Below are 13600 nucleotides of genomic sequence, written 5' to 3' on the forward strand. Positions count from 1 at the left end.
ATTAACTCAAAACTTGCTCATGCATTTCCACGATTTCATTCTGAATAGAAATTCCTTTATCGTGTAAATACCATTTTTGCAATTCAATTTTGGCTGGTTCATCAACTACTCCATGGGCAGCTTTGTAATCTAAAATCAATTGTTTAGCTCCTGCTGGTCTTGGTCCCCAATCTGCAATAACTTCTAAACTTTCCGCATCTAAAATGATTAATTTAGGAATTGCTTTTCCGCCATTCGTTAAAAAATATTGCATTAAAGCATCGTTATCATCGCGCAAAGCAATTTTTAATTCTACTTTATCTGATACTTCAGCCATTTTATGTATCACTGGAACTATTTGAGCCGCATCGCCACACCAACCTTCGCTTAATACTAACCAAATGTACTTTTTGTCTAGGTTTTCAAGTTTATTTTTTGTTTCTGGGGTTATTTCAATAGTTTTCTCCAACCGATTCATTCTTGTTTCATTTAATTCAGAATATTTCAATAAATCTTCTGTTTGAGTATGACCAGTAGACTTCCCTTCAGCAATTAAACTTGTTACTTTTTTTCGGTAATCAGCATACGAAAAGCTGTTTTCTAATGCTTGTTTTATAGTATTTATCATCTTCTTAACTTTATTTGGCAAATTTAATTCTAATTTTGATAATTATCTGTAAGAAATGTTACACATGAAAATAGCATCAAAATCTACTGGAATTGTTTTATCGGGTGGCGGTTCTAAAGGAATTGCTCATGCTGGAGTTTTGCAATTTTTAACAGAACAAGGCATACAACCTTCTTGTATTGCCGGAACTAGTGCAGGCGCTATTGTTGGAGGATTATTTGCTTTTGGAAAAACGCCCGAAGAAATTCTAGAATTCTTTAAGTCAATTTACTTTTTTCACTGGAAACACTTCACCTTCAAAAAAGCGGGATTGATTGATTCGGAATCCTTTAAAAGTTATTTTGCAGATATATTGGGAGAAACAACTATTGGCGATTTAAAAATTCCTACTTACATCACCGCTACAGATTTAGTTAAAGGAAAACTCAAAATTTTTAATACTGAAACAAAACTTATTGATGCAGTTTTAGCTTCTTCATCATTTCCTGGAATGTTATCGCCTTACGAAATCAATAAGAAATTGTATAGCGATGGCGGTATTTTAAATCATTTTCCAACAGATATTTTACAAGGAAGGTGCGATTATTTGATTGGTGTTTATGTGAGTCCAATTCAAAACATTGAATCAAAAGATTTGAAATCAATAAAAGCGGTTACAAGTAGAGCATTTGATTTGTTATATGCCAACTTTAATTATCAAAAATTCAATTTGTGTGATTGGGTTATAGAGCCTAAAGAATTAACAAATTATAGCACATTTGAAACCCGAAAAACAAAGATGGATACTATTTTTGAAATTGGATATAATGCCGCAAAAAAATCATTTCAAGAATTAAATTTATAATTGTTCCAACATTTTTTTTAGAAAAAACCGATTTAACTATATTTGCACCATTAAAGTTCAATCCCGAAGCTTCGGGACAATTTCAAATTCAAGAACAAAAGTAAAACTAAATCTGTTTTCAGATAAACGATTCAACTAATGAAATATAAAAGAATTCTTCTAAAATTAAGCGGTGAAGCTTTAATGGGCGACAGACAATATGGTATTGATCCCAAACGTCTTGCAGAATACGCTCAAGAAATCAAACAAATTCACGATAAAGGAATTGAAATTGCCATTGTAATTGGCGGTGGAAATATTTTTAGAGGAGTTGCTGGTGCTAGTAATGGTATGGACAGAGTGCAAGGAGATTACATGGGAATGTTAGCCACAGTAATCAACGGAATGGCTTTACAAGGGGCTTTAGAAGAAGCAGGTATGCAAACGCGCTTACAAACTGCATTAAAAATTGAAGCTATTGCTGAACCATATATTAAAAGAAGAGCTACACGTCATTTAGAAAAAGGAAGAATTGTAATTTTTGGAGCTGGAACAGGAAATCCATATTTTACAACGGATACCGCTGCTGTTTTAAGAGGAATTGAAGTGGGAGCTGATGTAATTTTAAAAGGAACTCGCGTAGATGGTGTTTACAATGCTGACCCAGAAAAAAATCCAGATGCGGTGAAATTTGATTATATTTCGTTTGAAGATGTATTAGCAAAAGGGTTAAATGTAATGGATACGACAGCTTTCACACTAAGTCAAGAAAATAAATTACCTATTATTGTATTTGATATGAATAAAGATGGTAACTTATTAAAAGTTTGCGAAGGTGAAACAATAGGAACAACTGTAACAATATAAGCACAAAGTACAAAATTAGAAGTACGAAGTAAAAATTTAAAGATATGACAGAAGAGATTAACTTTATTTTAGACAGTGCAAAAGAAGCCATGAATGGTTCTATTGCTCATTTAGAAAAAGAATTCTTAAATATTAGAGCTGGAAAAGCTTCACCGCAAATGTTAGGTGGTGTTTTTGTGGATTATTATGGTTCTCAAACACCTATTTCTCAAGTGGCTAATATCAATGCTCCTGACGCAAGAACGTTGACAGTTACACCTTGGGAAAAAAACATGTTGGGTCCAATTGAAAAAGCAATTATGATTGCTAATTTAGGGTTAAACCCAATGAATAATGGTGAAAACATCATCATTAACATTCCTGCTTTAACGGAAGAAAGAAGACGCGACTTAGTAAAACAAGCGAAACACGAGGCAGAAGAAGCAAAAATTGGTATCAGAAATCACAGAAAAGATGCAAACACCGATATCAAAAAAGAAGAAAAAAATGGTACTGCTGAGGACATCTGCAAAAAAGCAGAAGAAGATGTTCAGAAATTAACGGATGCTTTCATCAAAAAAATTGATGATTTATTTGCGGTGAAAGAAGCAGAAATCATGAAAGTATAATTTTGCAAAAATCTAATTTCAACAGAACTGCTATAATATAATCTAAACTCTCAATGTAAAATTGGGAGTTTTTTATTTTACAACAGATGCAAGGTTAAACAACGTATTATTGAACTAAAAAAACAATATATTTGTAGAAATACTTGAAATTACTTACATGAAATATTTTTGGCTTTTTTTGTGCTTCTTTATAACCAATAGTTTTGTGGCACAAACCAAAATTAAAGGACAAGTTATTGACTTTGATTCAAAAGTGCCAATCGCTTTTGCTGCTATTACATACAACAATACAAAATTCAATGCCGATTGGGAAGGAAAATTCACAATCGAAATAAAAGATTACAAACTTCCTATAAAAGTTAACTTTAAAGGATATTATGAAAAAATAACCTATCCTGAGCCAAAAGTTGTTACTATTACCATAAAACTAGTAAACGACTTAAACGAAAAGAAAGCCGAAATTTACACCGACATTGAAGTCAATAATATCATCAAAAAAGTAATTGAAAACCGAAAGTCAAACGATCCTGAAAAAGGTTTATCGAGTTTTCAATATAAAAACTATGAATACGTTCAAATAACGGCAAACCCAGATAGTATTTCTTCTAAAATTGATACGATTTACAAGAAAAGATTACTGAGAAAACCATTAATGAAATTAGATTCTACGAACTACAAGTTCAAAAAATTCTCAGAAAAGCAACATTTATATCAGACGGAAAAAGTTAATTTAATTCAATATAACCAAAAACAAAGCAAAGAAACCATACTTGCTACCCGAATGGCGGGCTTTGAAAAACCAATATATGAATACTTGGGATTGAAATTAATTTCCTACTCGGTTTATGAAAATCCTTTTGAAATTTTAGAAATTCCGGTACAAAATCCAATTTCTAATTTTGGTCGCAGACTTTACAACTATAAGTTAATTGATACGGTAAAAATTGACGGAAGAACTGCTTATCGCATCTATTTTGAACCAAAAAAACTAAACACAAATCGATTACGTGGTTTGTTATATATCGACACTATCAACTTCGCTATTTCTAAAGCGTATTTTAGAATTTATGGCGTAGTGAATATCAATGCTACTTACACTTTTGATTATAAAAAAGAATTTGATATTTGGTTTCCAAAAAATCGAAAATTCCGAGTTTCTAAAGGCAATAACCATGAAGATATTAAAATCTTGGGCGGAACCATTAAATTTAGTTCTGATTTAGAAGAATTAGAAAGCAAAAATGCTACAGATCAAGCATATGTAATCATTGAATTGACACCATTTGATATTGAAATTAATAAAACCGTAGCAATTTCAAAACCAAGAGTAAAAATTGAAGTGCCAGAAATAAGCTTAAAAAGAGAAAATGAATATTGGAATACCTTTAAAAAAGATTCTATAGATAAAAGAAAGCTTCGCACTTATACTTCAATTGATAGTTTATCGCTCTCTGAAAAAATTGAGCATAAAGTTTTTTTGGGTAGAAAAATCATAAATGGTTACTTTCCTGTATCCATCTTTGATATCGATTTAAGAAGCATTGTAAAATATAATAATTTTGAAGGATTCCGATTGGGTTTAGGCGCTGTAACTAATTCAAAATTATCAGGTAAATATAAAATAGCTTTTTACGGTGCATATGGTTTAAAAGATGATGAATTCAAATTTGGCATAACGCCATCCTACTTACTTGACAAGCATTCTGAAACATGGGTAAGCGGTTCTTACTCTGAAGATATTTACGAAATTGCTCAAACCAATTTTGTAACGGATTCACGCCGATTTAAAATTTATGATCCTCGACCCATCAACATTTCTACTTTTTATAATAACAAAATGAGCGCTGCTTATATTGAAAGTAAATTTTTACCTAAAACGTCAAGTTACTTTGGTATCTCCCACAATCAAATTCAACCTTTATTTGATTATACCTTTGTGAATGATGACAAATTATACACCAACTATACCATTACTGCAGTTCAACTAGCATTCCAATGGAATCCATTTAGTAATTACATGCAAACTCCGATTGGTAAAATTGAATACGAAAAAAGACATCCAAAATTCTCAATTCAATATACACAAACACTCCCAAATATTCTTGGAAACGATTTTGCATTTTCGAAACTTGATTTCAAAACCTATTACGAATTGCCTTATTTATCGGGTCAAAAAAGCTCAGTATTATTACAAACCGGAATTGCCTTTGGCGATGTTCCTATTACACACTTATACAGTATTGTACCAAACAACTTAAACAGAGATGCTGTTCTTCAACGTATCACGTTTGCGGGTAAAAACAGTTTTGAAACCATGTATTTTAATGAGTTTTTCTCCAACAAATTTACTTCATTACAATTAAAACACACTTTTAATAAAGTTCGATTGGGATACAAAATTAACCCTGAATTTACTGTTGTTACAAGAATGGCTGTGGGTTATAACAACAAGAACAATCAGCATTTAGGAATTGCCTATAAAACCCTTGAAGATGGTTTCATTGAGAGCGGAGTAGAATGTAATAAAATTTTCAAAGGTTTTGGTTTAGTTGCATTTTACAGATACGGGCCTAACCAATTGCCAAACTTTGATGATAACATTGCCATAAAAATTTCTTATCATTTAGACTTAGGATTTTAATTTTAACTTAAAAATTACGCTCAACACCAATATTTTAAGCAATAATACTTACCTTTGCACCCTAATTTTTAAGAGATGTTAAAGTGGTTAAGCACCAGTTTTTGGGATTATATTGCCAGTAGAATTTTAAGAAACCGCGTTTTTTTATTAGTCCTTATTGTACTTTTTACAATTTTCATGGGTTTTCAATGGAAAAACATGCGTTTTACCTTTACTGAAGCCAATTTATTACCTGATGATCATGAAGTAAATATTCAGTACAATTCATTTTTAGACAAATTTGGTGAAGAAGGAAATTTAGTAGTACTTGGTTTTAAAGATGATAATTTTTTCAACGAAAAAAACTATAAAGCTTGGGAAAAATTTACTTCTGAAATAAAAAAAGACAAAGCAACAGAGCTCACACTTTCCATTGAAGATTTACGCGTTCTGGGAAAAGATACGGTTGCGCAAAAATTTAAATTTATCCCTTTTGTAAACCATGATAGCATTTCTGATATCTATCTAAAAAGAAAAGAAAAAGAATTTTTCAACGATTTACCTTTTTACGAAGGTATGCTTTTTAATAAGGAAAGTGGTGCTATTCGCTTCGCCGTTTATCTTGATAAAAAAATTGTAAATACTCCTGCTCGAAAAGCATTTATAGAGAAACATCTTAGTCAGGAAAAAATCAATGCTTTTGAAAAAGAAACAGGTTTAGATTTACGTGTTTCGGGAATGCCTTATATAAGAACTTTAAATGCTAATAGTATCATTAGCGAAATTGGCTTATTTGTTGGGGCAGCACTTGGCATCACTTCATTGTTATTCTTTTTCTTTTTTAGAAGTTTTAGAGCCACTATGATTTCTATGTTTGTTGTAATTATTGGGGTAATGTGGTCATTTGGAACGTTAGGACTTCTGAACTATGAAATTACTGTTTTAACAGCAATCATTCCACCATTAATTATTGTAATTGGAATTCCAAATTGTATTTTCCTAATCAATAAATACCAACAAGAAATTAAAAATCACGGTAATAAAGCTAAATCCTTACAACGCGTGATTTCAAAAGTTGGGAATGCTACTTTGTTAACCAATTTAACCACTGCAGCAGGTTTTGGAACCTTCATTTTTACCGATAGTAAACTGTTGAGTGAATTTGGAACAGTAGCTTCATTAAACATTGTTTTCTTATTTATTTTGTGTTTAATTATTATTCCAATTGTTTATAGTTATATGCCCATGCCAAAAGAAAAACACTTGGCACATTTAGGAAAAAACTATATGGCGGCTTTTATTCGTTGGATTGAAAACACCATAAGACATCATAGGATTGCGGTTTTTTCAACTTCAATTATTATTATGATTTTAGGAATTATCGGAATATATCAAATTAAAATTTCAGGAAGTATCATTGAAGATATGCCTAAAAAAGCACCTTTTTTTAAAGATATTCAGTTTTACGAAAAAGAGTTTGATGGCGTTATGCCATTAGAAATTGTAATTGATACTAAAAAACCAAAAGGCGCATTAAAAAAGGTTACTTTAAAAAGAATTGAAGAACTTCAGGAAACTATTATTGAAATTCCAGAACTATCAAAACCTGTTTCGGTAGTTAATTTAGTTAAATATGCCAAACAAGCTTATTATAACGGAAATCCCGAATTTTACGAATTGCCTACAAAACAAGAAGAAGCTTTTATTTTATCCTATATTAAAAATTCGGCTAAAAAAGGAAACGAAAACATGTTGAAAAGCTATGTTGATAGCACCGGACAATATGCGCGAGTAACGACTTTTATGCGCGATATTGGAACCGATAAAATGAAAAAAATAGAAGAACGTTTACAAGATAAAATCAATCATATTTTCCCAAAGGAACGCTATGAAGTTTCTTTAACGGGAAAAGCCTATGTTTTTGAAAAAGGAACACATTATCTAATTGATAATTTAGTACAATCGTTACTTTTTGCTATTGTTTTGATTTCATTATTGATGGCGTATATGTTCCGTTCTTTTAAAATGATAATTGTATCGTTACTGCCTAATATTTTACCACTAATAATGACTGCAGGTTTAATGGGTTATTTTGGAATCCCAATTAAACCTTCTACCATATTAGTATTTAGTATTGCTTTTGGAATATCAGTTGATGATACCATTCACTTTTTGGCAAAATACCGTCAAGAACTTAAAGCAAACGATTGGAAAATAAAACGTTCGGTTTATGCTACCTTAAAAGAAGCAGGAATTAGTATGTTCTACACTTCAGTAGTATTATTTTTTGGATTTTCAGTATTTACACTTTCTAATTTTGGCGGAACGGTAGCTTTAGGTGGTTTAGTTGCTACCACCTTATTATTTGCCATGTTATCTAACTTAATTTTATTGCCTGCTTTACTGTTGTCATTAGACAAAACGATCGCAAATCAAGAAGAATTTTTAGAACCAACTTTAGATATTTTAGCAGAAGATATTGAAGAAGAAAATTCAAACGAGAAATAGTATATTTTTTCTTTAGTGTTATCTTTGCCTAAGGAATTAAAGAACCTACATAATAAACCAGAAAGCCTCATATAATATTGAAATTTTATGTAGGTTTGCATTATAAATAATATTGAAAAAATGAAGCACTCAAAAGTTATAGACCTTTTAAACAGTACAAAAACATTACATGAAGTAACAGCAAAAGGTTGGGTTAGAACATTTAGAAATAATCAATTTATTGCGTTGAACGATGGTTCAACCATTCACAATATTCAGTGTGTGGTAGATTTTGAAAACACACCCGATGAAACTTTAAAAAGAATTACAACCGGAGCTGCAATTTGCGTTACTGGAACCTTGGCAGAAAGCCGTGGTGCTGGACAAAAAGTAGAAATTCAGGTAACAAAGTTAGAAATTTTAGGTGATAGCGATGCGGAGAAGTTTCCAATGCAACCTAAAAAACACTCGTTAGAATTTTTACGTGAAAATGCACATTTACGTGTTAGAACGAATGCTTTTGGAGCAATTATGCGTGTACGTTCAACATTAGCTTTTGCAGTACACCAATATTTTCAAGAAAAAGGATTTTTCTACGTAAACACGCCTATCATTACAGGTTCTGATGCAGAAGGTGCTGGTGAAATGTTTCAAGTTACTTCTTTACCATTAGATGGTTCTGCTCCAAGAAACGAAGACGGAAGTATCAACTACAAAGAAGATTTCTTCGGAAAACAAACGAATTTAACCGTTTCTGGACAATTAGAAGCTGAAACGTATGCAATGGCACTAGGTAAGGTTTACACCTTCGGACCAACATTCCGTGCAGAAAATTCTAACACTTCACGCCACTTAGCTGAGTTTTGGATGATTGAACCAGAAGTAGCTTTCAATGATTTAGCGGATAACATGGATTTAGCCGAAGATTTCATTAAATATGTTATCAAATATACAGTTGATAAGTGTACTGATGATTTGAAATTCTTAGAAAGCAGATTGTTAGAAGAAGAAAAATCAAAACCACAAGCAGAAAGAAGCGAAATGACGTTGTTAGAAAAATTAAGCTTTGTGCTTGACAACAACTTCAAACGTGTTTCTTATACGGAAGCCATAGAAATTTTAAGAGAATCAACTCCAAATAAAAAGAAAAAATTCCAATACATCATTAACGAATGGGGTGCTGATTTACAAAGTGAGCACGAACGTTTCTTAGTGGAAAAACACTTTAAATGTCCGGTAATTTTATTTGATTATCCAGCAAAAATTAAAGCGTTTTACATGAGATTAAACGACAATACTGAACCAGGTAAAGAAACCGTTAGAGCAATGGACATCTTATTCCCAGGAATTGGAGAAATTGTGGGTGGATCTCAAAGAGAAGAGCGTTACGACGTATTAGTAGGAAAAATGAAAGCCTTAGGAATCGACGAAGAAGAACTTTGGTGGTATTTAGATACTAGAAGATTCGGTTCGGCTGTTCATTCAGGTTTCGGATTAGGTTTTGAAAGATTAGTGCTTTTTGTAACTGGAATGAGTAACATTAGAGACGTAATTCCGTTCCCAAGAACACCACAAAACGCAGAATTCTAAAAATAGTTGTTTCAAGTTTCAGGTTCCAGGTTGTCTTTGTGAAGCAACTTGAAACTTGAAACCTTAAACTTTAAACAAAAACATGCTTAAACACAGTTTACAATTCAAATTATCTCAAAAATTATCACCTCAACAAATTCAGTTGATGAAGCTAATTCAATTGCCTACGCAAGCTTTTGAGCAACGTCTTCAAGAAGAATTGGTTGAGAATCCTGCTTTGGAAGAAAGTAGCAAGGAAGATAATTATGATTTAGATGATTATGGAAGTAATACTGATGATTACGACGATTACGACAACGAACACATCGATACAGGCGACATCAATATTGACGAATATTTAAGTAATGACGAAACGCCGGATTATAAATACCAAACCAACAATTACAGCGATGATGACGAAGACAAAACCATGCCTTTTGCTGCTCCGGTAAGTTTTCATCAGGATTTAATTAATCAGTTAAATACGTTTATTTTAACCGATGAAGAACGCGATATTGCTGAGTTTTTAGTGGGAAGTATCGATGATATGGGCTATATTCGAAGAAGCATTCAAGATATTGTAGATGATTTAGCTTTTACTCAAGGTATCTATACGGATGAACCGACTGTTGAACGTATTTTGCATTTGGTTCAAGATTTAGAGCCAGCCGGTGTTGGTGCTCGCGATTTACAAGAATGTTTGTTGTTGCAATTGAAACACAAAACCCCTTCAGATTCGATAGCTTTAGCTATTAATGTGATTGAACAACAATTTGATGCTTTTACCAAAAAACATTACGAAAAATTGTTGCAAAAATTTGATGTTTCTCAGCAACAATTACGCAAAGCTATTGATGAAATTGAAAAATTAAATCCAAAACCTGGAGGAAGTTTTGATGGTAATCAAAAAGCGATAGAACATATAGTTCCTGATTTTACGATTCGAATTATTGATGGTGAATTAGAACTATCACTTAACGGAAGAAATGCTCCAGAATTACACGTTTCTAAAGATTATCAGGAAATGTTGCAGAGTTATAAAGATACTTCTGAAAAATCGAGTTCTCAGAAAGATGCCGTTCAGTTTATCAAGCAAAAATTAGATTCGGCTAAATGGTTTATTGATGCAATTAAACAGCGTCAAGAAACCTTATATGTAACAATGAATGCCATTATGCATTATCAAAAAGAATACTTTTTAGAAGGTGAAGAAACCAAACTTCGACCAATGATTCTAAAAGATATTGCCGATATGGTAGGATTAGATATTTCAACAGTTTCTCGTGTTGCCAATAGCAAATATGTAGACACACCTTATGGAACTAAACTAATCAAAGATTTTTTTAGTGAAGCCATGACAAACGATCAAGGAGAAGAAGTTTCTACTATAGAAATTAAAAATATTTTACAACAAGTAATTTCAGAGGAAGACAAAAGAAAACCTTTACCAGACGATCAATTGGCAGAAATTTTAAAGGAAAAAGGGTATCCTATTGCTAGAAGAACTATCGCAAAATACCGTGAACAATTAGACATTCCAGTTGCGCGATTAAGAAAGAAAATCTAAGAAATATGGATTTAAAAAAAATACTACCTGTTTTCTCTTATATTTTTCATCCCATATTTGTTTCTTTATATGGAACTTTATTCTTCTTTTTAATAACAAATTCTTTTTTTTATAAATCGCAAATCATTGTTACTTTAATTCAAGTAACGATTTTGACTTTGTTATTACCTTTATCGATGTATTTTTTATTTCGATCTTTAGGTGTTGTAACCTCTTTTACCGAAGCCAGCATTAGTGAAAGGAAAATGCCAATTGCAGTTCAGGCAATTTTACTATTTATTTTAATAAAGTTCAGTGTTTCAAAAGATACCGTTGCCGAATTATATTTCTTTTTTCTAGGCGGATTCTTAAGCAGCGTACTCGTATTAGCAAGCGTTATTTTAAAGTTTAAAGCAAGTTTGCACATGATTGGAATTAGTGCGTTAACATGCTTTATTTTTGGCTTGAGCATGTATTATCAATTGCCGTTTGTAAATCTAATTGCTTTTTGCATTGTTTGTATGGGTTTAGTAGCCTCTTCGCGCTTGTATATGAAAGCTCACACCTACACCGAACTTATTGCCGGAATGATTATTGGTGCTGGACCACAAATATTTTTATTTCAGTATTGGTTATAATATATAAAACATCAACCCAATTTTCAATGTAGTAACATTATTTTCAGTAGCTGTTTTATCTTTATTGAAAAAAGGATTTAAACCATAATGAATATAAGCATTCCAAGTGTTGAATCCGAAAGTTATATAAGTTGCGTATTGGAACTTATTCAAGATATCATTGATCTCTATTTTCCCAGAAGTGCCTTCAGCTTCATATTTAAACTTGCCATTAATTAAATAACTTGCCATGAAACCACCATAAATTCGCCAAAACTTGTGACTATCTGGTGAAGCGTTTCTCCAACGAATTTCTAACGGCACATCAACATAATGTAAGAGGATTCTACTTTTTACTGATTCTGAAGTAGTATTATTTGTTACTGAAGATAAATCTATGGTTTGTTTTAAATCGTTAAATGAATATCCAATACCTGGTGCAATTGCCCAATGTCTATTCTCAGAGATTGGAAAATCTCTCAAAAAACCAGCAGATAATCCCGTAGAAAAAGAATATTGATTGAAATTATCAGGCGTTTTTTGTAAAACATTATAAGAAATAGAAACATAGAACTGATCTTCTCTAAATAAAGAATCTACAACTGGTTTTGTTTCCGACTGCGAAAAACCAATTGTTGCAAAAAACAGAAAAAAAAGAGATACAAATAGTCGCATTAAATTTTTTTATAAAAATAATAAAAAAAGGTACGCAATTGCGTACCTTTTTTAACTTATAAATTAAAAATACTATTCAACAGGATTACCTTGCGTTGTTGTATAATTTACTTTTAATTGATTTATCTTACGTAATTCTAATTTAATAGCACTTACTAATCCCATTTTAACATTTTTGTCAATTTTTAAGGAAGTTGTAAGGTATTTTTCATCTTCTGAGTTACGTTGTGCTCTTTCTGAAATAACAAAATTTCGGATTTCAGCAGGTGATGCCATTTTATCAGCTAATTGAATACGATCAGAAGAACCAAGTGTAGCGCGATATCTCTCGCTCGGTTTTCCTGCGTAAATATACATTACATATTGCTTTTTATGCAATTTAGCTGTTTGATTAGCTTTTGGCAATGTATTTTCAATTTTTAAATCGCTATCTTTCATGGTAGTAGCCGTCATGAAGAAGAACAAAAGCATAAATACAATATCCGGTAATGCTGCTGTTGAAATTGCAGGTAAGTCGCCTGATTTTTTCTTTTTAAACTTAGACATAATTACTTAATATTATATTGTTATTTTTTTGGTTCTGCTTCAGAAAGTCTCATAGGAAACATTTCTTGAATCTTTTTAACTTTTGGCTCTAATTCTTCCACCAATCCTTCAGTCGCTTTAGAAGCAGGATCATTGTAAATGTATTCCATTTCTGTGAAAGTCATACCATAACGCTTCTTACACTCTCTATTTCTTAAAAAATTATATGCTGCTACTAATTCGTTTTGAACAGCGATATAAGTTTCGTAAGAAGTTTGCCCATCATTATTTAAAGAAATAACCGCATCTTCAGGACTATCTGATGAATTTGGATCTTTTTTTCCATTACAGTATGAACAAGTTCCTTTTCCATTATTCTCAAGAAAATCAATAGCAGTTTGTCTTAAGTCTTTAATATCTACCAATTTTTCTTCAACAAGTAATTGGTTGTCTTTATTAACTAAAACTGTTAAAATGTTTCTTTCATTAATAGGTGGAACTGGTGGGTTTTCTTCATAACGAGGCAAGAGTCTGTTAATCCCTTGATCCACTCCAATAGTAGTAGTAACCAAGAAGAAAATCAGAAGTAAGAAAGCAATATCTGCCATAGAACCGGCATTTACCTCTGGCGGTAAACCTCTTTCTTTTCTAGCCAT

General features: G+C 31.8%; 12 protein-coding genes. 8 read left to right on the forward strand and 4 right to left on the reverse strand.

The features are described from left to right. Position 1 precedes the first annotated feature (1 nt). Complete coding sequence (locus V7P59_RS07100; RefSeq protein WP_333809460.1) at positions 2-607, reverse strand: thioredoxin family protein; 606 nt, start codon at positions 605-607, stop codon at positions 2-4. 64 nt (positions 608-671) lie between these two features. Between V7P59_RS07100 and V7P59_RS07105 the strand changes: the two genes are divergently transcribed. From V7P59_RS07105 to V7P59_RS07140, 8 genes are all read left to right on the forward strand, one after another. Then, entirely contained in the window at positions 672-1451 is a 780-nt protein-coding gene (locus V7P59_RS07105) for a patatin-like phospholipase family protein (protein WP_333809461.1), read from the forward strand. Between the two features lie 138 nt (positions 1452-1589). After that, positions 1590-2297, forward strand: a complete 708-nt coding sequence (pyrH, locus tag V7P59_RS07110) for a UMP kinase (protein WP_333809462.1) — start codon at positions 1590-1592, stop codon at positions 2295-2297. A 44-nt stretch (positions 2298-2341) separates the two neighbouring features. After that, positions 2342-2905, forward strand: a complete 564-nt coding sequence (gene frr, locus V7P59_RS07115) for a ribosome recycling factor (RefSeq protein WP_333809463.1) — start codon at positions 2342-2344, stop codon at positions 2903-2905. A gap of 205 nt (positions 2906-3110) precedes the next feature. Next, a complete protein-coding gene (locus tag V7P59_RS07120) occupies positions 3111-5546 on the forward strand; it encodes a DUF5686 family protein (protein WP_333809464.1) in 2436 nt (811 codons plus the stop codon). A 75-nt stretch (positions 5547-5621) separates the two neighbouring features. Continuing rightward, entirely contained in the window at positions 5622-8033 is a 2412-nt protein-coding gene (locus tag V7P59_RS07125; RefSeq protein WP_333809465.1) for an efflux RND transporter permease subunit, read from the forward strand. A 120-nt stretch (positions 8034-8153) separates the two neighbouring features. Beyond that, positions 8154-9602, forward strand: coding sequence for an asparagine--tRNA ligase (gene asnS / locus V7P59_RS07130; RefSeq protein WP_333809466.1), 1449 nt, complete (start codon positions 8154-8156; stop codon positions 9600-9602). A gap of 82 nt (positions 9603-9684) precedes the next feature. Further along, positions 9685-11148, forward strand: coding sequence for an RNA polymerase factor sigma-54 (gene rpoN, locus V7P59_RS07135; protein ID WP_333809467.1), 1464 nt, complete (start codon positions 9685-9687; stop codon positions 11146-11148). A gap of 5 nt (positions 11149-11153) precedes the next feature. Next, on the forward strand, positions 11154-11765 hold the full coding sequence (locus V7P59_RS07140) for a hypothetical protein (protein ID WP_333809468.1): 612 nt from the start codon (positions 11154-11156) through the stop codon (positions 11763-11765). Here V7P59_RS07140 and V7P59_RS07145 read toward each other — a convergent pair. The 3 genes from V7P59_RS07145 to V7P59_RS07155 all read right to left on the reverse strand — a co-directional run bounded on the left by V7P59_RS07145 (position 11760) and on the right by V7P59_RS07155 (position 13600). Then, positions 11760-12419, reverse strand: a complete 660-nt coding sequence (locus tag V7P59_RS07145; RefSeq protein WP_333809469.1) for a porin family protein — start codon at positions 12417-12419, stop codon at positions 11760-11762. The two genes, V7P59_RS07140 and V7P59_RS07145, sit on opposite strands and share 6 nt — an antisense overlap. A gap of 72 nt (positions 12420-12491) precedes the next feature. After that, on the reverse strand, positions 12492-12965 hold the full coding sequence (locus V7P59_RS07150) for an ExbD/TolR family protein (RefSeq protein WP_333809470.1): 474 nt from the start codon (positions 12963-12965) through the stop codon (positions 12492-12494). Positions 12966-12985: 20 nt separating this feature from the next. Then, the gene (locus tag V7P59_RS07155; RefSeq protein ID WP_333809471.1) at positions 12986-13600 is read right to left on the reverse strand and encodes an ExbD/TolR family protein; all 615 of its coding nucleotides are present in this window, start codon (positions 13598-13600) and stop codon (positions 12986-12988) included.

The sequence above is a fragment of the Flavobacterium sp. genome, from assembly GCF_036782315.1.
Lineage (GTDB): Bacteria > Bacteroidota > Bacteroidia > Flavobacteriales > Flavobacteriaceae > Flavobacterium.